General features: G+C 52.5%; 18 protein-coding genes and 1 pseudogene. 13 read left to right on the top strand and 6 right to left on the bottom strand.

Annotated elements, in window-relative coordinates:
* Positions 1–666 (bottom strand): Holliday junction branch migration DNA helicase RuvB (ruvB, locus tag IK012_RS03655; protein ID WP_367273771.1); only part of this gene is annotated, 666 nt, incomplete at its 3' end.
* Positions 667–716: 50 nt separating this feature from the next.
* The gene (gene ruvA, locus IK012_RS03650) at positions 717–1,325 is read right to left on the bottom strand and encodes a Holliday junction branch migration protein RuvA (protein WP_290950647.1); all 609 of its coding nucleotides are present in this window, start codon (positions 1,323–1,325) and stop codon (positions 717–719) included.
* A gap of 175 nt (positions 1,326–1,500) precedes the next feature.
* Here ruvA and IK012_RS03645 point away from each other — a divergent pair, with 175 nt between their 5' ends.
* From IK012_RS03645 to IK012_RS13580, 6 genes and pseudogenes are all read left to right on the top strand, one after another.
* Complete coding sequence (locus IK012_RS03645) at positions 1,501–2,589, top strand: hypothetical protein (RefSeq protein ID WP_290950645.1); 1,089 nt, start codon at positions 1,501–1,503, stop codon at positions 2,587–2,589.
* 98 nt (positions 2,590–2,687) lie between these two features.
* Positions 2,688–3,983: a hypothetical protein gene (locus tag IK012_RS03640; RefSeq protein ID WP_290950642.1), complete on the top strand. Its 1,296-nt coding sequence runs from the start codon at positions 2,688–2,690 to the stop codon at positions 3,981–3,983.
* Entirely contained in the window at positions 3,980–6,250 is a 2,271-nt protein-coding gene (locus IK012_RS03635) for a hypothetical protein (protein ID WP_290950639.1), read from the top strand. The genes IK012_RS03640 and IK012_RS03635 overlap by 4 nt, the downstream gene beginning before the upstream one ends.
* Positions 6,250–8,874: a hypothetical protein gene (locus tag IK012_RS03630; RefSeq protein ID WP_290950636.1), complete on the top strand. Its 2,625-nt coding sequence runs from the start codon at positions 6,250–6,252 to the stop codon at positions 8,872–8,874. The genes IK012_RS03635 and IK012_RS03630 overlap by 1 nt, the downstream gene beginning before the upstream one ends.
* Positions 8,874–9,494, top strand: coding sequence for a hypothetical protein (locus IK012_RS03625; protein ID WP_290950633.1), 621 nt, complete (start codon positions 8,874–8,876; stop codon positions 9,492–9,494). Before IK012_RS03630 ends, IK012_RS03625 begins: the two co-directional genes overlap by 1 nt.
* A gap of 93 nt (positions 9,495–9,587) precedes the next feature.
* Positions 9,588–11,017: pseudogene (locus IK012_RS13580) on the top strand (alanine/glycine:cation symporter family protein).
* Between the two features lie 28 nt (positions 11,018–11,045).
* Here the strand turns inward: IK012_RS13580 and IK012_RS03610 are convergent.
* Both IK012_RS03610 and dnaA read right to left on the bottom strand, forming a co-directional pair.
* The gene (locus IK012_RS03610) at positions 11,046–12,146 is read right to left on the bottom strand and encodes a CapA family protein (protein WP_290950624.1); all 1,101 of its coding nucleotides are present in this window, start codon (positions 12,144–12,146) and stop codon (positions 11,046–11,048) included.
* A gap of 10 nt (positions 12,147–12,156) precedes the next feature.
* Positions 12,157–13,482 carry a chromosomal replication initiator protein DnaA gene (gene dnaA, locus IK012_RS03605; RefSeq protein ID WP_290950620.1) on the bottom strand — a complete coding sequence of 442 codons (1,326 nt, stop codon included), beginning with the start codon at positions 13,480–13,482 and terminating at the stop codon, positions 12,157–12,159.
* Positions 13,483–13,960: 478 nt separating this feature from the next.
* Between dnaA and IK012_RS03600 the strand changes: the two genes are divergently transcribed.
* Genes IK012_RS03600 through IK012_RS03570 form a run of 7 tightly spaced genes read left to right on the top strand, consistent with a single transcriptional unit; the run spans position 13,961 to position 21,241 of the window.
* Positions 13,961–14,434, top strand: a complete 474-nt coding sequence (locus IK012_RS03600; RefSeq protein ID WP_290950617.1) for a hypothetical protein — start codon at positions 13,961–13,963, stop codon at positions 14,432–14,434.
* Entirely contained in the window at positions 14,427–15,557 is a 1,131-nt protein-coding gene (locus IK012_RS03595; RefSeq protein WP_290950614.1) for a squalene/phytoene synthase family protein, read from the top strand. The genes IK012_RS03600 and IK012_RS03595 overlap by 8 nt, the downstream gene beginning before the upstream one ends.
* A gap of 17 nt (positions 15,558–15,574) precedes the next feature.
* Positions 15,575–16,195: a signal peptidase II gene (gene lspA / locus IK012_RS03590; RefSeq protein ID WP_290950611.1), complete on the top strand. Its 621-nt coding sequence runs from the start codon at positions 15,575–15,577 to the stop codon at positions 16,193–16,195.
* Positions 16,192–17,469, top strand: coding sequence for an RluA family pseudouridine synthase (locus IK012_RS03585; RefSeq protein WP_290950608.1), 1,278 nt, complete (start codon positions 16,192–16,194; stop codon positions 17,467–17,469). Before lspA ends, IK012_RS03585 begins: the two co-directional genes overlap by 4 nt.
* 3 nt (positions 17,470–17,472) lie before the next feature.
* A complete protein-coding gene (locus tag IK012_RS03580) occupies positions 17,473–18,489 on the top strand; it encodes a hypothetical protein (RefSeq protein WP_290950605.1) in 1,017 nt (338 codons plus the stop codon).
* 16 nt (positions 18,490–18,505) lie between these two features.
* Positions 18,506–19,933: a Mur ligase family protein gene (gene murC, locus IK012_RS03575; protein ID WP_290950602.1), complete on the top strand. Its 1,428-nt coding sequence runs from the start codon at positions 18,506–18,508 to the stop codon at positions 19,931–19,933.
* Between the two features lie 24 nt (positions 19,934–19,957).
* On the top strand, positions 19,958–21,241 hold the full coding sequence (locus IK012_RS03570; RefSeq protein ID WP_290950599.1) for an amidohydrolase: 1,284 nt from the start codon (positions 19,958–19,960) through the stop codon (positions 21,239–21,241).
* 179 nt (positions 21,242–21,420) lie between these two features.
* On the opposite strand, the gene IK012_RS03565 is transcribed toward IK012_RS03570, so the two are convergent.
* Complete coding sequence (locus IK012_RS03565) at positions 21,421–22,128, bottom strand: CvpA family protein (RefSeq protein WP_290950596.1); 708 nt, start codon at positions 22,126–22,128, stop codon at positions 21,421–21,423.
* Between the two features lie 9 nt (positions 22,129–22,137).
* Positions 22,138–23,169, bottom strand: coding sequence for a serine/threonine-protein kinase (locus tag IK012_RS03560; protein ID WP_290950592.1), 1,032 nt, complete (start codon positions 23,167–23,169; stop codon positions 22,138–22,140).
* Positions 23,170–23,223: the final 54 nt, after the last annotated feature.

Here is a 23,223-nt window from a genome sequence, read left to right as displayed (position 1 = left end):
GATGCGGGGCGTGCCGGGGCAGCGCCCGCCTAGCAGCAGTGCTGCGTCTTCGGAAAGTTCCACCCCGAGGATTGTCGCACTGCGCATCAGGATTTTCACGATGTCCTTCTCGTTATACAGTTCTAGCCTGTATTGGAGACCGAAGCGGTCGCGCAGAGGGCCGGTAAGTTGCCCGCTCCGGGTGGTGGCGCCCACGAGGGTAAAATGCTTGAGCGGCAGGTTTACGCTACGCGCTGCCGGGCCCGAATCCAGCATGATGTCGAGCCTGAAATCTTCCATGGCGGGGTAGAGGTATTCCTCGACGGTGCGGTTCAGGCGGTGGATCTCGTCGATGAACAACACGTCGTTCTCTTGCAGGCTCGTGAGCAGCCCCGCAAGGTCGCTTGCCTTCTCGAGGACGGGCCCGCTGGTAATGTGGATGTTCACGCCCATTTCTTTTGCGATGATGCCGGCAAGCGTCGTCTTGCCGAGACCCGGTGGCCCTGCGAACAGGCAATGGTCGAGCGCATCGCCACGGTGTTTTGCCGCCTCGATGGCGATGGAAAGGCTTTCCTTGATGGCATCCTGCCCGGTGAATTCGGCAAGGCTGGGCGGCCGCAGGTTGCGGTCGGTATCGTTTTCGTCGAAGGAGCTCTTCTGCGGGGAAATGATGCGGTTGTCTTCCATTTTATGACCTGTCATCCTGGAGGCCTAGGGCCGATAGGATCCATTGCCTATTAAAGATACTTCAATGCCTCGGGGATAAGCGCTGCTGCATCGGCGCTGTCGCCCAGAATTTCGGCTGCCTTCATGACGGCTTTTTCTGCGGACGGGTCTTTGACGCCGAGGGTATGCAGCGCGAGAACGGCTTCCATCTTCGCTCCGGTGAGGGCGCCCATGCCGGTGATGCCCGAACCTTCCACGTCGCCGAGCGCCTGCAGGAGTGTTGCTGCCTTGTCCTTCAGGCTGAGCGTCATCTGCTCGCAGGTCTTTTTGCCGAGACCCTTGATTTTGGAAAGTGCCGACTTGTTGTCGCTGGCTATCATGTTCAGGAGGTCGGCGGGGGAGACGCCGCTCAGGATGCGTTGTGCCATCTTGGGGCCGACGCCATTCACGTCGAGCAGCATCAGGAAAATGTTCTTTTCGGTCTTGTCGGCAAACCCGAACAGCGTCATGGAATCTTCGCGGACCACGAGGTTCGTGTAGAGCAAAACCTCTGCGCCTTCTTCGGGCAGCTTGCCTGCGGTGTATGCCGAAATGTTCACGCCGTAACCGACTCCGTTCACGTCCACGACCACGAAAGTGGGGGATTTTTCTGCAAGAATGCCTTTAATTCTTTCGATCATGAGTGATCCTTTGACGTAAAACTTTGTGCACGAATGTTTACTGCACAAATATATACTAAAGATTTGGCTCTGTCAAGTCAAATCGTATAATTTTACGGATTTTGCGGGGTCGCAACGTTCCAAAATGAGTTTTTGGGGGTGGTTGTCGAAATTGTGTTTTTGTAAATTATAAATCATGCGCAGTTCTTGTAAAATGATGGTTCCTGCATGGGCTTGCTTTCTTGCCTTTTTGTTCTGTATTTTCGGCTGCATTTCGGATGGGCCTGACTACGACGATCCGCAAGAAATAGATATTGTTGGCGAGAAGATTCCCGATGGGTACCTGTTCTACCGCGATGACAATACGGGCCATCTGAAATATATAGCCTTTATGGGGAGTATCACCGATCCCGGATTTAGCCTCTTGGATTCCGAAGCGGTCGATATGGACCTGGGCCTGGAATGCTACCATCCCGAAGTATCCCCCGATGGAAAATGGGTTGCCTTTTCTTCTTCCTACGAACCTGCCGGAGAATCCTCCAGTCTGTACGTCAAGAGGATTGGGAGTTCTGTCGCTCCTTTAAAATTGAAAGTGCCGAATGCGGCGACCCCGCGTTGGAGAATCCTGCCCAGTGGGGATACAGTTATTGTCTATGTGGATGCGACGGTGGTCCTTCCGTCAAAAAATATGGATATCTATGAATCCGAGTTGCAGAGCCGTCTTTCCAACTGGAAAAAACATGGAACCTGGATGGTGCCTTTTATGGGAGGAACTTTCGGAGAACCGGAAAAGATAACCGAAGGAACCTTCAGTGGCGGGGTCTCGGATGATTTGACTTTTATGAGCAATGCTCTAGGGTTGTTCATGGGACGTCATATTGTCTATGGTAAGGATGGCTCCGTTGAAAGTATTGAAGATTCGATTTGGTATGATAGTGACCAGACCTGCAACGCGTCCTTGTCGAGAGACGGGACGAACAGGACTTTGTTCCTGGATATGAGCGGAGCGCAGGGAGTTGAATTCGCTGGCGAATATTATAGGCCGCACCAGCGTATCCTTGTGGTGGACGAATTTGGAAATCTGGTCGATGCGGTGCCGTCTCCAGAAGGAACGTCCTTTGACCATACCGAATGGGTCGGTCTCGATGATTACGTAGTAGCCTCGTTGCAAAATGCAGACCTGTTGCACGACAAGATAGTCCTTGTGAATATGCAGGATTCGTCGGTTGTCGACTTGGTGCGTGGCGGGGAACTGTGGCATCCGAATTTGTGGGTGAAAAAATAGGTTTTTACGCCATTTTTCGCTGTATTTCCGACAAAGCGTCATAATTTCCCGAGGAAATGAATGCTAGAACGGGGAAGCCGAATGTATATTTTAGACAAATGACTATACTTCGGATTTTCATTTGTATTCTAGCGCTGGTCCCATTTGTGTCTTGTACGGTCGATCTGGGATCCAGTTCAACGGAGGAGGAAGAATATTTCGACGAAACTCCGCGCTCGTACGAGGTACGGGTTTCGCTCGATATGGGTCTTTTCCCCGATTCTGTATATGTGACTTTTCTCGACAAGCGTTTGCGGGGAATCGAAACGGTCAATGCATGGCCGATTTCCGTTGTAGGCAGTGACTGGCTATATCAGACAGATCCCATTTCGGTCCGGGCATCCTATATCAGGATGGACATTGTTAAGATTGCTGAAAATAACGGAAACGAAATGCGGATGGTGTTCTCGCGGTATGCGAAAGCGGATGCTTACTTGTCTCGGTTGAATCTCAATACGGCACTTGCAATCAAGACGGTTGACCGTCTGATGAAGAAAGAAAATCTCCCTTATGATTCCGCCATGTCGGTTGCTTATGCGAACATGGACGACTTCTTTGGAATAGAGGATTACGACTACGAATATCATGGATTCAGTAACTACGGAAACGAAATCCAGCCATACCTCTATTGCCGTTATTTTGATTCGGATTCCGTGTTCTACAGTGATTTTGGTGAACTGGTCGATGCCATCGATGCGGGCGAGTGGGGCGATACGCTGTTCCGCGTGCGTGCCGCCGACGGGTTGGTGCGCTCGTTTGTTGCAAACCGCTGGAGGGATTTCCGCGGATTACAGCTCTTTAATTCCAGCGAGGCCATTCCTGAATTCTGGGAAAAGGCGTACGGTATGGAATTTTGCACAGAAGCTCGTATCGGCGACACCATTGCCAACGGGAACCGTAAAAGCGATTTTTACGACAGTGTCTTCGTTTGCGACCTCAACCTGAGTTTAGGACCTTTTCTAAACGGGAAACCCCACTGGAGGCCGGTCACCTCTGAAGATAGGGAATTGGGGTTCTGCCTGTATGGTAACGAGGCGATTGTCGAAAAAGATTCTGTATTTTACCATTGTTCGAAGGGCTATTGGCAAAAGGAAGATGACATGAACATCGTCATCAACAAACTTTATGCGAGTTGCAATTCGAATTTTCCGGATAAACTTTATGACTTCAGGGGCAAAACCTATATTTGCCATCAGCAAACTGTTGTCGATTCGACCTTCTACTATATGGGATTGGGTTACACGACCCAGAGGACGGAATACGTTTGGACTGATGACCAGGCCGTAATCGATTCCGTCTATCCCGGCGGTGTTGCTGATTCGAGTCTGATCAGAGAAGAAGAAGGGGATTTATGAAAAAATATCTTGAAAAGTCATTGCTTGCGGTATTTTTGCCCGCAAGCGTGGCCCTGATGGTCGCATGTACCGATACGTATTATGCGGACGATTACAGGAATTACGATAGGGAGTTCGGCCGAAATTTAGAAGACGACGGAAACGACTCGATTCAGGGTTGGGAAACGAAATGGCTTGGACTTGAGGGAAAGTTTAATTTGACTACGGCTTTGGAGCCGCTGCAACTGGATATCTACGCCTTGGACGATAAACTGGAAAGGCAGGAGAAAGTTTCGGCCCGCATCGTGCGCAACAGGCTCGATTTTACGTACAAGGCGAAGGAAATAAAATTCGAGAAGCCTTTCGTAGAATTCGATTTCGTCTGCCGTCTCAGGGATTCGAAGGATACCACCGAGATGCAGTTTACCGTATATGCGAATCTTAACGAGAAGAAGGCGGCAGACATCGATTTGTACCATGCGCTGGAAAGCAAATACCTGAAAAAGCTGGTGCAGAAGAAGGGCGAATCGTTCAATATGGCGAGGAAACATGCCCATGAGGCAATCCATGACCTGCTGGATCCGGAGCAGGAATTCGAATATGGAATCGAGAATGCTCCCTACGGAAACGATACGCTCGAAACACTCGCTTACCATTACTGCCGATTCTTTTTGAAGGATTCGGTGTCGTACAAGAATTTCAAGAAGTTGGTCGATGCCGTCGGAGGCGAAAAGAAATGGGATGAAACGCTGTCGGCGAAGGATGTCCTGGATGAGCTTGTCGATTTCTATAAGCTCGGCGAATCTCACTGCGATTCCGCGGTCTTTGCGAGTTTGAAAAAAGATCCTGACTTTACGCAGTTGCGTTACGATATTGCCCGGTGGGTAGTCGGCGATACGTCGACCTGCGAGACTGAGACGCTGGTCCCGCGAGACACGGGCAAGGTTTCCGACACCACGAAGGCGGATTCCCTGAAGGGACTCACTCCCGATGAAGCTTTCGGGGAATGCGGTCTCAATCGCCAGAACCAGAAAGAAAAACTGGAAGATGGAAAGTATTTTCAGTGCAATGACAAGAAATGGGTCTCCATAAATGCACCCGTGTATTATGGGGACAAGGGTGAAGAAGGCGAATACGCAACCTACGATGGCAGGTATTTCCATTGCAGGGGTGGATATTCGTGGAATGAAGTCCCCTCGGAATTGTTGCTGTCTCCCGTCAAGGATTTGCGCAAATGCAACATTGGGGAAATTGTCCAGTACAGTAATAAATTCTATAGGTGCGGCTATGTTGATCGATATGGTTATACCTGGTATGCACTTTCCGATGACAGTACTTCCGCATACAAGAAAAATGGCTTGTTCTGCACGGATTCTACCGAAGGCAGGATTGAACAGGTAAATGGCAGCTATTGGACTTGCGGCCAATTCTTTTGGAAGAGGATGGGATTCGCGGATTCGGTTCTTTATGCGTTCAACAGGCTCCACAAGGATGAATGCAAAAACGGTCCCAAGGGAACGACGGTCCACTGGAACGAAGCCATAAGCGAATACTATTCTTCGCATACCTATTTCGCGTGCGATGCCAAATCGCTTGAGTGGGTGCGAATCGGAATTATGGGACGGGAGAATTACGAGAGGGCCATTTTTGACGGAGGTGTCTTCGTAGACGATACCACTGTCAAGGTTTCTCGCGATGAATTTACGATTACCGTTCTCAAAAGGGGAAGTCTGGCCGGAGTCTTTGATGCCGTTGGTGCCGTGGCGAATATCGGTGGCAAGGAATACGGGGCGATGTTCAGGAACGAGGTTCCGTACCTTTCCGCCAAGAAGGGTTCCAAAGAAATCGTGGCGGATACGTTCCCCGAAAAGAGCGAAAGCTTCGACAGTTTTGTGACGCGATATACGCATCCGGAGAGCGCTTACCCCGCCTTCAAGGTCCTGCTCACGCGTGTGGGGGAAGAATCGTACATGGACTGGGAACGGGCCGCGTCGTTCTGCCCCGCGGGCTACCATCTGCCTGATACGAGCGAGTGGGCGGGAGACTTTGTGAAGAAATTCCCCATGGAGGCTATAGACGCTCAAGATAGCCCAATAAAGGTGCGTTATAACGACAAGTTCTATCTCTACGATATCTACTGGACTACCGATTCGAAGGCTTCCGGAACGCACTACTGTTACGAAATCCGGTACGAAGGAAACGAAGGCGCTTTCGGTCGGGTCGTCGAGTGTCCTGATGACCTGTATCCGGGCGTACAGACGCTCTGCTTCAAGGACGGGGAGGACTAATGATGCCTATTTCTATGAAAGCGATTCGATTGATGGCGGCGCTCCTGGTTGCCGCATTCCTTGCCGCCTGTGAAAATGGCGGCTCGAGGGTCTCGGGCGGTAGGTATATCGAGGGCAGCGAAAATTCCGAAAGCCTCTGGACGATTCTGGAGGGTAGCTTCCAGAACGGTTCCCGTCTGGTTCCTGTCGAAATCAATGTGACTTTGCTTGATGAAAACCTCGATTCCATCGGAGTCCTGGACCAGAAGATGATTCGGCAGCGTGACGGGGAAATTGATTTCGTATCCGATTCTGTGGACTTCCCGACTCCTTACCTGCGTATCGCATACGCTTGCGTCTATCCGAATTCTTCGAGCGGATTGAAGATGGAATTCGTGCAGTATGTCGATATCGGGAATCTAAAGAACCCGGCGCTCAGCATTTCGGGCGCGCTCGGAAGCGAACGCGTGAAAACCTTGGTGCAGGATGAAGGCTTTGAGCTTGTAGGCGCGAAGCAGAAGGCCTTGCGCGAAATTTACGACATGCTCGAGTATGAACAGCGACGGGACGTAGTTCTCGAAGACGGCAGTCACGATGAGTTCCGGGATGAACTGAACGATTACCTCTATACGCTTTGCCAGAGGGAAAAGTCCGATTCCGCCTTCTATGCCAATTACGACAAGCTGCGCTCCTCATTGGGTAGCGGCAAGACCTGGCGTGACTTGATTCCTGAAGTTGAAGTGGCGGATACGCTGCTTACCCGCGAATCGAAGGTACGTTGGCCGCAGTTGTGGATGGATGCGTTGGGACTTTCTTCCTGTGACAGTTCCTCTTTCAAAGATACGCTGAGCGTCGGGGAAAAGAAAAGCGCCTATTACGGGCGGTTGCTCGTGTGTGATTACACTTCGAAAAGAAAAACGCTCAGTTGGCGCCTGTTGACGGAACTCGAGACGGAAAAGGGCGTATGCACATCCGGCTTGCGTGATACCGTCGTCTTTGACAGCTTGGTGTACATATGTGATTCCGCGAAAACGGATTGGCGGAACATGGCCGAAAGCGATGCGGTTCCCTACCTGTTCGGTAAATGTCGTGAGGAAATGGAAGGCGATACGATCAAATACGATTCGACATATTATGCCTGCGTTATCGACAGATACAATGATTATGTCTGGACCAAGGATCTCTTGGAGAATACAAAATTGAGCAACCCGGTTAACATTTTTGTCCGGAAGCATGCCGGCGTTTGTACCGAAGAACGCGACCGTGAAACGGTAACTGTCGAGGGTAAATATTACCAATGCTATGACAGGGTTTGGGAAGAGGTCGACAGGAAGACCTATTTCTTGGATCGCTGCGATGAGACGACTCTCAACAAGACTGCACATCACGATTCTGTCGGTTATTTCAAATGCTTCCAAGAGAATGGGGGCACCTGGAAAGAAATCTTGATTCCCGAATATTATGGGGACGCCTGCACGACTGAAACTGAAAACTATATCAAGGAATACGACGGGATAAAGTTTATCTGCAAGGTCAAATGGGGCTGGAGCTGTTCTTGGCAGGTAGCCTCGGACAACGACCTTTCCGTCCCTGTACGGCATGGAAAAATTTGCAATAAGGAAAATAACGGCGAAGTCGTCGAATACGATGGAGTCGGATATGAGTGCAATGCTCCTCAGTGGACTGCTACTAGCGAATATCACCTGGCTGTCTACAGGGCGATGGTTCGCAACAAGTTCGATCCGGAATATTGCCGGAATGGTTCTGCCGGAACGAAACTCTTCTGGGATGATGCGGATTCTGCCCTTTACGGCTGTATCGGTAATTATTCGGATGTCAATTTAGGATGGGGCCAGGTGAGACGCAATGCGAATAAAACTAAGCCCTATGCCGAATTCGATAATCCCAAAATTTTGCTTGAAGGGGTTTACGAGGATAACAGTCGTTTCGTGATTAGCAAGGGCGGCTGGAAATATACGTTCTTGTATTATAGCTCCGGGGTGAACGATGACTATCGCAGGTATTTGTTCCTTAAGAATGTCGTTTCGGAATCCGGTTCTGCATTCGACGTTTCGGAATTGGACAACTATACGGTCTTCCGTGCCGCAATCGGGGATAGTTCTGCTACGCTTGACAAGATCGAAGGGAAAAGCCCGTCGTTCGAAAGCTACTTCGCGGATTGGAAGCAGAAAATTATCGAGTCGACTAGTTGCCCCGACGCGACTCTCTCCGGAATCAGTTGCGTTTCGGACTGGGATGAATCGGAACTCGACGTAAAGTTCGCCCATTACAATGAGAATTCCTATACCACATGGAATCAGGCGAAGTCGTTCTGCCCCGAAGGTACGCATATCCCGAGTGCAGAAGAATGGCTGAACCAAAACTACGGGAAGGCCTTTTCGAGTAGTCGCGCCATGCTTGTCAAGCAGCACAACGAAAACGCGCGGCACAACCTGTTTGTTGCGGACTATAGTCTTTTTTGGACCAGCACGGAGAAGGATTCCGATACACAGTACTGCTTCGAGTATGTTACAAAGGATGAAGGCTGGAGAACAAGTGTTATCGCCGGCGGGCTTGTCGAATGCCCCAAGGATTTGCACCCGATGGTGCAGGTTGTTTGCGTGAACGATGGGGAGGAACCGTAATGAAGGGGAAATTGTTCATGAAAATGTTTGCGGCTTTAGCCTGTGCATCTGTGTTTTTTCTGGGCGGATGCTCGATGGTCGATTATGAAATTGAAGAAGAGGGACATGTCTGGAGATTTGTTGGACTTGTTGATGACTCGACCGCGCTGGTCAAGGTGACGCTTGAACAAAGGGGCGAGGAACACGATCACCACCTGTTTGGGTGGGACGATGATTTCCATAAAATCAAGGAAACCAAATATTATTATGTAGGCATGGATGCGTACAGGATTGGCCTTTGGCGGGATTCCACTTCGGGAACGATGCCCGAAGAGAGGGAAACGGATGAATACGGCTTGCGGCTGACCCATCTGGACGATTATTCTCATAGATGCGGGCTGATTCTGCTCGACAAGAAGGATAATGATCTGGATACGCTCGAAAATATCTATTGCGATGGGGTCGATGACGAGTCGGCCAAACTGGTCGGTAGCTACGTCAAAGTAGACAGCAAATTCTATTTGGTGGAAGACGGAAAGTTCCCCAGGCAGAAACCGACCTACAGGTACGAACATTCGGATTGGAACATCAAGTTCGTCGATGCGAATGGGGACTTCTTGATGTACGGAGGAAAACCGTAGAATTTTATTCGACTTCTTTGAGGAATCGTCGCTGCTGAATGGCGGCGTTTTTTTATTATCTTGTAAAAAACTCCCCCGAAACAGGAAGTGACTATGCTAGAATCAATTCACAATGCCGTCAACGCCATGAGCGGCTTTTTGTACCAGCCCTTTATTGTGCCGTTCCTTTTGATTGCGGCGGGCGTGTACCTATCTGTCCGCATGGGGTTCCCGCAGATTCGCCTTTTTGCCGAAATGTTCCGCGTTATCAACGAGAAACCGGTGCAGGGGAGCGGAATTTCTTCATTCGGCGCCTTGATGGTCTCGACGGCATCCCGCGTGGGTACCGGAAATATTGTCGGCGTTTCTTCGGCTATCTGCATGGGTGGCCCGGGTGCAGTTTTCTGGATGTGGTTGATTGCGGTTTTCGGAAGCGCTTCTGCGTTCGTGGAATCGACGCTGGCGCAGATATTCAAGCGCGAGGACCTGGTGACGGGACATTCCTACGGCGGACCTTCGTATTATATACAGACGGCGCTGGGGCAGCGTTGGTTGGGTGTCATTTTCTCGGTGTTCATTCTGTTGACCTACCTGGTCGGCTACAACCTCTTGGCTTCTTACAACGTCCAGACCAGTTTTCGGGTTACAGTTTCTATAGCGAATCCAAGACTCCCTTGATTGTGGGGGGAGGCCTTGCGGTCTTGTTTGCGTTGTGCGTGTTCGGAGGTGCCCGGAAGCTCACGCAGATTACGAGCTATCTGGTGCCGGTGATGAGTATTGCCTATATCGTTGCGGCCATCGGTGTCGTATTTTACAATTTCAGCAACATTCCTTCGATGTTCGCGACTATTTTCAAGGATACGTTCTCGTTCGAGGCCGGTGCGGGCGGATTTGCCGGAAGCTGCATTATGTACGGTATCAAGCGCGGTCTCTATTCGAATGAAGCCGGTATGGGTTCTGCTCCAAACGCCTCTGCGAGCGCGAGCGTTTCGCACCCGGTTAAGCAGGGTTTGGTGCAGTCGCTTTCCGTGTTTATCGATACGCTCGTGATTTGCTCTGCGACGGCCCTGATGTGCCTTTCGACCGAAGTGGTGCCGACGAGCGAAATTTCGGGAATTCCCTATGTGCAGGCGTCCCTCCGTACGGTGTTCGGTGAATGGGGCCCGGTGTTCATTACGGTATCGATATTGCTGTTCGGCTTCACGACGCTTATAGGCAACTACTATTATACCGAGGGGTGCCTGCGCTTTATCATGAACCGTCGCCCCGGCAAGGCGGTGATGACGGTGTTCAGGATAATTGCGTCAGTTATCGTGTTTGCGGGCGCTCTTGCGAGTGCAGGCTTCGCATGGGATTCTGCGGACTTGTGCCAGGCGCTGATGGTCGTCGTGAACATTCCGTGTATCTTGATCCTTTCGCCTATCGCGATCAAGGCCCTCAGGAATTATATGGAACAGCGCAAAAAGGGTGTCGAACCCGTATACTACGCCAAGGAATGCGGTGTCAAGCAGGACACCGATTTCTGGAACCGTCTGGAAGAATAGTTTTTTGGGAAAATCGACCCTGGAGTTTTTACTTCAGGGTAATCTTGCCGTCGTCAGCAATCTTCACGCCCGCTTCGGGAATGTCCTGCTCGGTCAGTTCCTTCATGAGCTTGATGCAGGCGCCCTTGTCGTCGCGTGTGGGCTTGCGGTCGCCGTTGTTGCCCCTCTGGATGAACGAGTAGATCTGGCCTTCCTTGAAGTCGCCCGTCTTCTTGTCGACGGTAATCTTCACGATGGGGGCGTAACCTGTCACACCGGAGATGTTCACGCTGGTCGATGTCGCGAAGTTCCCGAGGCTGTAGGCGATGAACTTGCCCTTGTAGAGGTCGATGGCGCGCGGTACGTGCGGGCCGTGACCGAATACCACGTCGGCTCCCGCGTCGATGGCGAGGCGCGCGAACTCGTAGGGGTTGCCGCGCTTGTCGCCCAGGAATTCTTCCATTTCGCGCGTGACGTGCGTGTACTTGGAGCCTTCTGCGCCCACGTGCATAGTGACGATGACGATGTCTGCGCTGTCACGCAGTGCGGCGATAGTCTTTTTGGCCTTCTCGGTGTTGAACACGGTCAGCGTCCCGCTGCTCACGGAGAAGGAGGCGAACCCGTAGCGCACGCCGTTCAGTTCGAGCACGCGCTGCTCGCAGCTGTTCTCGAAACCCGCATAGGCGAGGTTCGCTTCGTTGAGGGCGCGCATCGTGCCGATCTTGCCTTCGTTGCCGAAGTCGCCGGAGTGGTTGTTCGATACGCTCACGTAGTCGAAACCTGCGTCGATCAGGTGGCGCGTGTAGCTTTCGGGAGAGCGGAAGCAGTAGCAGTTGCCGGACTTCTTGGTCACGCGGCAGCAGGGCTTCGGGAGCCCGCCCTGGTTCAGGAGCGTTCCTTCGAGGTTGCCCGTGGTGAGGTCGGCATCGCGCAACACATCCTTCACTTCGGAGAAGGTGAGCTCGCCGTCCTGTGTGGGGAGCGCGGGCTTTTCGTCGGGAAAGTTGAGACCCATCATGATGTCGCCCACGCCGATGATGGTGAGCGTTTCACCGGAGGCCTGTTCTGCCGCGGGTGCGGATTCGGATTGGGCAAAAACTGCGCTTGCCGCCAGGGCTGCGCACAAGGCAAAGGATTTTGTGAAGTTCATCTTGTTCCTGTTAGTCGTGGATTGAATTCTTGAGGCCTTCGATAAGGCGTGCGAATGCGGCGTCGGTTTCCATTTCCTTCTTCACGCTCTTGATGGCATGAACGACGGTGGAGTGGTCCTTGCCGCCAAAACGCGAACCGATGCTCTGCAAGCTGATGGAAGAACATTCGCGCATGAGGTACATGGCGACCTGGCGGGCCTTGGAAATTTCCTTGGTGCCACGGCCGGGTTCGGTCAGCTTGGATTCGGCGACTTCGTAATGCTGCGAAACGGTGTGGAGCACGGCATCGAGGCTTACGCGGCGGCGGAGCGTCGGGGCGATTTCAGCCGCGACCTTCTGGGCGATGCTCATGTCGATGTCGTGGTTCATCAGGCTCGACTGCAGCGTGAGTTTGATGATGGCGCTTTCGAGGCTGCGCACGTTGCTTGCAATCTTTTCGGCGAGGAAGTGGAGCACGTCGTCACTGATTTCCAGGTGGCGCTCTTCGGCCTTCTTGTGCAAAATCGCTTCGCGGGTTTCCACGTCGGGCGGCTGGATGTCCACGGTGAGGCCCCACGAGAAACGGCTCACGAGACGGTCGGAGAGGTTCTTCACTTCGCCCGCGGGAGCATCGGAGGTGAGCACGATCTGCTTGCCTGCCTGGTGCAGCGCATTGAAGATGAGGAAGAATTCGTTCTGCGTTTCGTACTTGCCGGTCCAGTTCTGGATGTCGTCGATGAGGAGGATGTCCACTTCGTTGCGATAGAAATCACTCATTTCTGTCACGCGGCCTTCGCGCAGACACTTCATGTACTGCTGCGAAAAATCTTCGCTGGTGAGGTAGCACACGCGCTTGGCAGGATCTTCTTCGAGCACGTAGTTGCCGATGGCCTGCAGCAAGTGAGTCTTGCCGAGACCCGAGGGGCCGTAGATGAACAGCGGGTTGTACTGCGTGCCGTACGGGTTCTTGGCGACGGCGAGTGCCGCGTTGAATGCGAGCTGGGCCTTGTCGCCCGGAACGAAGTTTTCGAAGCGGAAACTGCTCGAAAGCGGGACGCTCGGCTTGATGAAATCCTTGAAGTTGTTGTCGGTGGCCGGAGCCGCCTGCATCACGACTTCTTGCGGCTGGAATTCGAATTCCATCGGCGTGTCGTTGTGGGTTGCTTCCTTCCAGCCGAGCTTGATAAGTTCCTTGTATGCGGAGTAGACCTTAATGTCCAGTCCGGGGGGCACGGATATCACGGCGTGTCCCGGAGTCTGGTTCACCATCCTGGTCTGTGCGAAATACGTCTTGAATACGGAATCGGAGAGCATTCCGCGTAAGTAGTTCAGGCATCTTTCCCAGTCAATCTGCATAGGGGTCAGTCCTTGTCCGTTGGGGTCACGGTATTTTTAAATCTATCAACAGGTAGAACAAAAATTTAAAAAAATAGCTCGGGTGTGTTGATAAGTTTCCCGAAATAGCCTCGAAAAAGGCTTTTCATGACGTCGGACCGGCTATGTAAGTCCTTGATTGTCATGGTATTAGTGTCGGCGCTTTTCTGCCGTGCCGCAACGACGTCGCTTGGTGATCACTTGTTCACTTGAGCCCGAAAAAACGCCTTTTTTGCCTGTTTTACAAACAAATTAACTACCGCGGGCGCATTTTGGGGGGCTGGGGTTCGAGAACGCCTGCTCCGCATGTGCGGGAGGGGCTCACCGGTTAAATTTCTATATTTTACAGCGTATGGAAATATTTGAGAAAATGGACTATTTGTCCCTGTTGCCCCTGCTCCTGTGGGTGGTGCTTTATGTTTGGTTCTATCGTTTTTCGTACCCTCTATTTTTACGAAAAATGATGAAAAAAGGGAAAAAATGGGCCTGTGTCCCGGAAAAAGTATCGAAGAAGCCCGGCTGGGTGGCCAAGCTGCGCGTGAAGAACTTCGTGTTCTCGCTGATAGCCTCGGTTGCGCTTTCGGTTTCGGTCTGCTGGGCGCTCGACAAGGCCAGCGTTTGTCCGCCGGTGTACGGGTTAGCCTGCGTGCCCGCGTTCCTTCTTTTCGCGCTCTCGCTTTACCGCATGGCGATGGGCCGTATCAAGGCCCTGTTCGAGGCGGCGTACTTCCTGGAATACCGCAAGGTGCGTTACCAGTCCGAAAAGAAGGGCAATTTCCAGAACGAGACCGACATTCACAACCGTACCGCATGGAGTTTCGCCAAGAAGCTCAAGAATGCCGAAGCCCACGGGAGGTTCTGGAAGTACGTGAACGCGATGGCGAAGACGAAGAAGATTCCGCCCGACGTTTATGCGGAGACGATGTATGTCTAAGAATATCTTGGATACGCTCGGTATGGGCGAGGAAGTGCTCGACGGGAAGCAGGCTTGGCGGTATGCCGAAGAAATCCTTCTCCTGGTTTCGAGGACGTTTGCTCTCAACATAAACGTGTTGAAGGGCAAGCTCCACAAGAGCATCTTGCTTGCGTACCTGTACCTGCGTATCGCAGATACGGTGGAAGACGATCCCGACATGAAGGCCTCCGAGAAGGAAGTGCTGCTCGGGCTCTTTGCCGACATATTCCGCACGCCTGACTTGAAAGAGGAAGCCGTTGCCGCATTCGAGGCCGCGTTCCCTGAAAGTTGGCGCAAGTCCGACCATCCGTACATGAACCTGTGCCTGCATACGCATGTGGTGGTGCCTCTGCTCAAGGAACTGCCTGAGGTATATGCGGCTCCGGTGCGCGATGTGACCATCGAGATGTGCGGAGGCATGGCGAAGTTTGCGCTGAGGCAAGAGGCGGCGCTGAGTTCCGGCTGGTTTACGCTCGAAAGCGTCGCCGATCTGGACGAGTACTGCTACTATGTGGCAGGTATCGTTGGGAAGTTGCTCACGAACCTGTTTGCCGCGGACACTTGCCTCATCAGCGATGCCCGCAAGGCCGAGATGCAAAAGCTCGACGTGAGTTTCGGGCTTGCGCTCCAGGTGGCGAACATCGTGAAGGACTGCATGGAAGATTCTACGCGCCGTGTATGCTTTGTGCCCGAAGAAATTTGCCGCCGCCACGGCTTCGAACATTCCTACGACATGTTCAGCCTGCCGGTAGGGGTCGCAGATGAGGTTCGGGCCGATTTCGATGCCCGCCGTGCAGCCGTGATGGGTGAACTTGTCGCGAAGGCGTGGAGGCATTTGGACGATGCCATCGCGTACACGAAGCTCGTGCCGAACGTGAAGATGCGTACCCGTTTGTTCTGCCTGTGGCCGCTATTCATGGCGGCGGAGAACATGAAACTTATCGGGGACGGTTCCAGCCTTTTCGCAAGCGACAAGAAGGTGAAGATTTCTCGCGATACGGTGAAAAAGATTGTCAAGACTACCTTGCGGCATTTCTATTCCGATAAGTGGATAGAACGCTCTTATGGTAAGTTGAAACAGGAAATAAAAAATACAAAGTAAAAAGTGAAGAATTTATAATGACGAAGTTTTATAATAAGTGGCCGTTTCATGTTGGCGTAATCTTGTTCAGTATTGTAGCCGACCAGTTGACCAAACTTTGGGCGCTTGTGCGTTTTACGAACGAGACGGGAGCTCCGAACCACGACATCATCGAAGTGATTAGCGATCTGGTGCGCTTCCAGCTGGTGTTCAACAAGGGTGCCGCATTCAGCAGCCGTCCGCAAGATTTGATGCCGTTCCTTTCGCCGACGGTGTTCTTTATTTTGATTTCGGTCGTGGCGTGCGTAGTGATGTTCGTTTTCTATAAGAGTATCGACAAGCGCGATTGGCTGAGCCGCCTTGGCGTGGTGATGATTCTCGGTGGTGCCGTGGGCAACTTCATCGACCGCATGCGCCTCAAGATGGTGGTGGACTTTATCGACTGCGATTTCCCGGACATTAGTTTCCAGAAGTTTAGCATGACGCGATTTCCGACGTTCAACGTTGCGGATTCGTTCGTGACGGTTGGTGTGGCGGTCATTATCCTTTCGCCGATAATTTTGAAAAAAATCCATAAGGAAATCAAGGCCGAAAAGGAAGCCGAAAAGAAGGCCCTTGCTGCAAAAAAAGAAAAACCTGCCGCTGGTGACGAAAAATGAATTACCTAGTTGACGAAAAACATAACGGCGAACGCATCGACAAGTTTCTTGTGGGCGTGATGGAAAATGTATCGCGTACCGACGTGCAGAAACTCATTGCCGCGGGCGAGGTGAAGGTGGGTGGCGCTGCTGCCGCCAAGAATTTCCGCGTAGAAACGGGTATGGTCGTTGTGGTCGACAAACTCGTTGAGAAGGAATCGAGTACGCTCGAACCCGAAGATATCCCGCTCGACATCGTGTACGAAGACGAAGACATCGTCGTGCTGAACAAGCCGCGCAACCTGGTGGTGCATCCGGGTAACGGCGTACGCACCGGAACGCTCGCCGCAGGTTTGCTCCACCATTTCAAGGATAACCTATCTGCGGTCAACGGGCCACTCCGTCCGGGTATCGTGCACCGTCTGGACAAGGATACGCCGGGCCTCATGGTGGTGGCGAAAAACGATGCCGCTCACAGGCATTTGGCGCACCAGCTCGAAACCCGCACGCTGCACCGCACGTACAATGCCCTCGTGTGGGGCTGTCCGCGTGACTTGGAAGGCTGCATCGACGCCCCGATTGCGCGCAACCCCAAGAACCGCCTCAAGATGGCCGTGGTGAAGGGTGGCAAGGAAAGCCGCACGCATTATGTGGCCAAGCAGTTCTTTGCGATTGCTACTTTGCTCGAACTGCAGTTGGAATCGGGCCGTACGCACCAGATTCGCGTGCATAGCCGCTATACGGGCCACCCGGTAGTGGGCGACCCGCTGTACGATGGCCGTGAAGAAAGTTTGAACCGCGTGCCGCCCCTAATGAAGGATGTCGCGGCGAAGGTGCTGGAGATGGCGCCCGCGCAGCTGTTGCAGGCGGTGAAGATTGAACTCATCCACCCGCGTACGGGAAAGAAGATGAAGTTCAAGGTCCCGATGGAAGAACCGTTTGCGAAGGTGCTCAAGTTCCTGAAGAAGGAATGTCCGGCGGATGCTCCGGTGTTCGATGAAGAGGAAGGCTTCCGCGACTTTGATGCGGATATTCGTTTTGATGAAGGCTTCGAAGATGAAGTTGATAATGAATCGCTCGATCAATTCCAGGAGTGCGTATTCCCGGAATTGAAGGAACGCAAGACCCGTGCCCAGCGCCATGCTGAAAAGCAGGCGACTGCCGCCCAGCGCAGGGCCAAGGCTGCCGAGCGCAAACTCATTAAGCAGATGAAGGCCGCCCGCAAAAAGGGCGTCGCTGTCGAGGACTTCGTGGAGCCCGGTTACGAACCCACGATTGACCCGGATTTGCTGTAATGTATGAAGTCTAATTTCATCTATCTTCTTCTTGGCTTGGTTCTATGCCTTTGCTCTTGTGGAGAAAAGGGTAATGAACAACAATTTGAGCCGCCTACCAAGTTGATAGTCGATGAAGAAATGCATTTCTCTCTTCGGGTTCCTGAAGACTGGAATATCAAAAAGTATAATTCCAAAATGGATTTTCTTACGTATTCCATTGATGGACCTTCAAATCACATATTCTTGTATGTAGGAAATTTTCCTCAGTCCCATATTTACCTTTCTCCAGATTCAAAAAGTTTGAACGAGGGGGAGGTTGTTTCTGTTGGAACAAGGGATGACTTTGACTTCGGTGGTGAAAGCGATACGTTATATAAAGTACATATGATGGCGATTAGAAACCGACCGCCTGCAGTGATTCCTTTTACCTATTTTGAATTTTCTTATAATCCGAAAAATAGTAACGAGGTTGATTGCGAAAAGGTAATAGAATCGCTTCAGTCCGTTAAGGATATTCCTGCTGATGCACGGAGGGTGATTGATGTGTTTGATTTTGGAGTGCGAAATAGGTTTGCTATGAAGGATCTTCTTTGTGATGGTTGTTCTTTGCAAGATTCCTTGGATGAAAAGAGTAACCGATATGTCTTTTTTGAATGTGAAATTGAACGAAAAAGTTATCGATTTGTATCGGATTCTAGCGTGAAATGGGATTCGCTGGTTACAATCGAAATGGACCAGAAATATGATTCGTCATTGAAAACATGTAAGTCGATAATCCGTTTGGCAAATAGGGTCGGTGTGGGGGTGCCGCTGTCGGATTATGAAAAGTTGACTTTCATTCCGTTCGAAAAGAATGATAATCATTGGATCTGGAATAGGGAACAAAAATTCAAATGTTCTATAGGTGGATGCCACCCCGCTAAATATGAATGTTTTCGGGACAGTTGTTTTCAAAAAACATATACAGAACGATCTGATTTGTATTTTTTGAACGATACATTGTCTAAAGTAATCTATACTTGGCAAGAATTACTTTAATTTTTTGGTTAAAAGCATGGAATCTTACTTCTTTATCGGTGTTGCGGGCGTGGGTATGAGCGCCATTGCCCAGTACCTTGTTGGCAAGGGCGTTGCAGTGAGCGGGTCTGACCGCCAATTCGGCGAGTTCCTTGCGGGCCGTATGGAAAAACCGCTCGTGATGAGCCAACTCGAAGACTGCGGAATCAAGTGCTTTGCGCAGGATGGTTCGGGCGTTGTCGCGGGCCTCAATGCCGTGGTGGTGAGTACCGCCATCGAGGACACGAATCCCGATTTGAAGCGTGCGAAGGAACTCGGCGTCCCCGTGATGCACCGCAGCGAAATGCTCGCGAAGATTTCGAAAGAGGCGAAGACCATCGCCGTGAGCGGTACGAGCGGTAAGTCCACCGTGACCGCAATGATTTACCACATTCTTGAATACGCCGGATTGCAGCCTTCGGTGATGACGGGTGCCGGCCTCGTGAACCTGCAGGCACAGGGGAAGATTGGCAATGCGGTGAGCGGCAAGGGTGAATGGCTCGTGGTCGAAGCCGACGAGAGCGATGGAACGCTCGTGCGCTACGAACCGGAAATCGGCCTGATTCTGAACGTGGACAAGGATCACAAGGAGATGGACGAACTGCAGGAAATCTTCCTCAAGTTCAGTCACAACATCCTTGGCAATGGAAAGATTTTGATCGTGAACGACGCGCACCCGCTGGCGAAGAAGTTCAGCGCGGGCCGCGAATTCGATTTCGGTTTCGAAAACTATGTGGGCGTGCAGGGTACGGATTTCAAGACCGCCGGTACGCATATCAAGTTCCGCGTGCGCCACTTGGCGGAACTCGTGAACTTTGAAGTTCCGCTTCCGGGCAAGCACAACATGGAAAACGCCCTTGCGGCTGTGGCCGCGGCGCTTCGCGCCGGAGTGTCGCTCCATACCTGTGCCGATGCGCTCGCGACATTCCCGGGCGTTTTTCGCCGCCACCAGATTTTGGGAACGTTCAATGGCGTGACTCTCGTGGACGATTTTGCGCACAATCCCGCGAAGATTGCCGCGAGTATCAAGAGCGCGCAGGACTTTACCGATGGCCGCGTCATTGCCTGGTTCCAGCCGCACGGATTCGGGCCCACGCGCTTCTTGCGCAAGGACCTCGTGGAATTTATGGCGAAGACGTTGCGCCCGAAGGATTTCGATTTTGACCGCGACAACGACATGATGTTCTTCAGCGAGATTTACTATGCGGGCGGAACTGTCACGCGCGATATCAGCGCGGGCGACCTTGCCGACGATCTTTTGCTGAAGGGATGTGAGGCCATCTACATCGAAAACCGCGATGAATGCGCTAAGAAGATGGTGGAATGCGCCCAGCCGGGTGATACCATCTTGCTGATGGGCGCCCGCGACCCGAGTTTGCAGGCCTACGCGCAGAGTGTGCAGAAACTGCTGGAAAATAGGGAATAAGCCTTCTTGACGGATGCGGGGAACATGAAAAAAATCTTGTTGAAATCGGCGCTGGTGCCCGCTTCATTCGGGGCTGAAACGCGCAAGGATATCGTCATTGCGGACGGACGCTTCGTGAAAATCGCCGACAAGGCTACGGATGATGATGCCGACGGCGCCGAGGTTGTGGACTGTTCCCGTTTCGCCGTCTTTCCCGCTTTTTATAACGGCCATTCGCATGCGGCGATGTCGATTCTGCGGGGCTATGCCGACGATATGCCTCTGCAAAAGTGGCTGCAGGAATATATCTGGCCGTTCGAGGCCAAGATTACTGCCGACGATATCGAAATTGCGGCCCGCCTCGCTGTGCTCGAGATGATCAAGTCCGGAACGGTGTTCTTTGCCGACATGTACTGGCATCGTGAACATACCATGAAGGTGGTCGAGGAAATGGGAATTCGGGCCTCGATAGGGGTGACGTTTGCCGAATCCCTAATGTCTCCGGAAGCCATCGAGAAGAATTTCGAATTCCTCTCGAAGCATACGGGTGAGTCGGATCGCGTGTGTCTTGCGGTTGCTCCGCATTCCGTCTATACGGTGGGCGAGAAGCTCCTGAAGCGTTGTGCCGAATTCGCGCGTTCCGAAAATTACCAGGTCCATGTTCATTTGTCCGAGACGAAGCAGGAACTGGAAGATTGTGAAAAGCAGTATGGCTGTAGCCCGGTCCGTTTGCTGGAACGCGCCGGAATGCTGGACCGCAATCTCGTCGCGGCACATTGCGTGCATTTCTCGGATGACGACATGAAGGCTTTTGTGGGTTCCGGGGCCACGGCCGTGTTAAACCCGTGCTCGAACCTGAAACTTGCGAGCGGAATTCCGCCTATCGACCGCCTGCTGCGTGCCGGAGCGAAAGTCGCCCTCGGGACGGATGGCGTCTCTTCGAACAACAACCTCGACATGCGCGAAGAAATGAAGTTCGCCGCCCTGCTTGCAAAAGTGTGCGGTGGTGCGGAAACGCTGCCTGCGGGGGATGCCCTGAAAATGGCGTCGGTGAATACGGCCCGTGCCTACGGTATCGATGCGGGCGAGATTGCCGAAGGAAAACTCGCCGATTGTCTCTTGGTGGATATCGCGAATGAACGCATGGTGCCTTCGCATGACCTGGTGAGCAATTGGGTGTATGCCGCCGACAGTAGCTGCATCGATTCGGTCATCTGTAACGGGAAGTTCGTGATGCGTGGCCGCCGCGTGGATGGCGAGGACGATATCAAGAAAGAAGCCGAAGCCTGCGCGAAGAGGCTGGCGGCTGTCGCTGCGAAGTCTTGCTGACTCACCCTGCCGTCATGCTGAGGACTCTCAGCATCAGATATAAACATTCCGACCCTGCCGTCATGCTGAGGACTCTCAGCATCAGATATATACGTTCCGACCCTGCCCTGACTTGCGTCAGGGTGACGGTTCTCAGGGTGACATTCGAGTGACCAAGCCTCAGGGGCACTCGGGATCGTTTACTTTGACTGAGTCGTAGATTCTACTTTTTCTTTGACGGTGGAAACTGCCTTGTCGGTTGTTTCCTTGGCCGCGTTGACGGCTGCGTCTTTTACGTCTTCTGCTGCCTGTACTGCGGCGTCTTTCGCCTGTTCTGCGGCCTGCGTCGTGGTTTCCTTGACCTTCTCTACGGCCTTGTCCGTGATTTCCTTGCTGAATTCGCTTGCCTTCTTTTCGGCAAAGCCGACCAGGTCGACTTCATCGGAAGAGAACCCGAGCAGTTCGAGGTTGAACTTGTAGAAATTGTAGGCGATGGCGTCGTTCCTCGTCTCTTTGAGGTCGCCCGATACCGGAAGAATGTGCAGGATGCTGAGGAATATGAAGCAGATGACCCACGCCTTGCAGGCGCCGAGAATGCCGCCCAGGATGCGATTCAACTTGCCCGCGCTCGTGTTCGCGATGGATTTCTGCACGAAGTGCCCAATCATGAAAAGCAGGATGAACGGTACGAGGAACCCGATGCAGATGCTGACGAGCTTGACCGTGAACCCGCTGATGGCGAGATTCGTTGCTATAGTGTCGGCGAGCAGGTCCTGCGCAAAATAGGCTCCTGCAAGTGCTGCTGCCCAGGCGACAAGTCTGAATACGTCTTTCAGGAAACCGCGCCAGATGCCAATCAGGGTCAATACCAGAATGCAGATGAGGCAGACGATGTCAATCCAATTCATGTTTATCCGTTAGAGGAGATGCAGGAGGGTGAATATTGCTGTAGGAACGATAATCCCAGTAGCAAGACCAATAATAAACAATTTTTTGGCCTTGTCCGGATACGTCGCTGGCTCTATGGTGGTATTCGTGCCCTTCATCGTGGAAGTCACCCATTCCGAAAGGTATGGCGTGAGGTCGCGCGGGTAGGATTGCAGCATGCGGCTCAGTTCGTCGGCGACATCGGCGGCCGAAAGCGGACGCTTCGAGGGCTTTTTCTCGAGGAGGCGCATTACCAGCTTCATGAGAGGTTTAGGCGTGCCTTCGGGGAAGGCCTGCTTGCCGATTTTCAGCCTGCGGATGTTTTGCAAAGTTTGATTGAGCGATTCCCCGCGGAACACGTTTTCGCCCAGCAGCATTTCGCTTGCGATGACACCCATGCTGAACAGGTCGGATGCCGGGGTGGCGTCATCTCCGATGGTCTGTTCGGGGCTCATGTAGGCGGCCGTACCGATTTGCGAGCCCGCCATGGTGAGCGTCGGGTCGTCTTCGTACACCTTGTCCATGTGCGCGACACCGAAATCGAGCAGGCGGATTCGCCCGTCCTTGTCGACCATCATGTTCGCGGGTTTCAAGTCGCGGTGGACGATGCCTGCACGGTGAACGACGCTAAGTGCGAGGAAAATTTCGTAGAGGATTGCCATCACGACCCATACGGGCGGCTGCTTGCATACATCCAGAATTTCGCGGAGGTTCTTGCCCATCACGAATTCCATGGAAAGCGAAAGCTGGCCGTCGCTCTCCTTCCAGAGGGCGTAGGGCACGACGATGGCGGGGTGGTTCAGGTGGGCGAGGATGGTCGCCTCCTGCTGGAAGCGCAGAATAAAGGAATCCTGGTCCAGAAGTTTCGGGACCATCTGCTTCACGATGACCATGCGGTCGAGCGATTCGTCGTGGCAGAGCCAGACATTGCCCATGGCGCCATGCCCGAGCATCTGCGTCGGGGTGTAGCCTCCGATTTTTTTCGGGAGGGCATCCTTTGTCTGTTTCTTCGTCGTCGCCATTGCTAAACTATCCCGCGATAAACCTCTTGTCGTCCTTAAATTCTAGTAACTAAT

Origin of the sequence: Fibrobacter sp. (assembly GCF_017551775.1) — a bacterium.
GTDB lineage: Bacteria > Fibrobacterota > Fibrobacteria > Fibrobacterales > Fibrobacteraceae > Fibrobacter.
The sequence above is the reverse complement of the archived record's forward strand: the minus strand, read 5'-3'. Positions and strand labels throughout refer to the sequence as shown.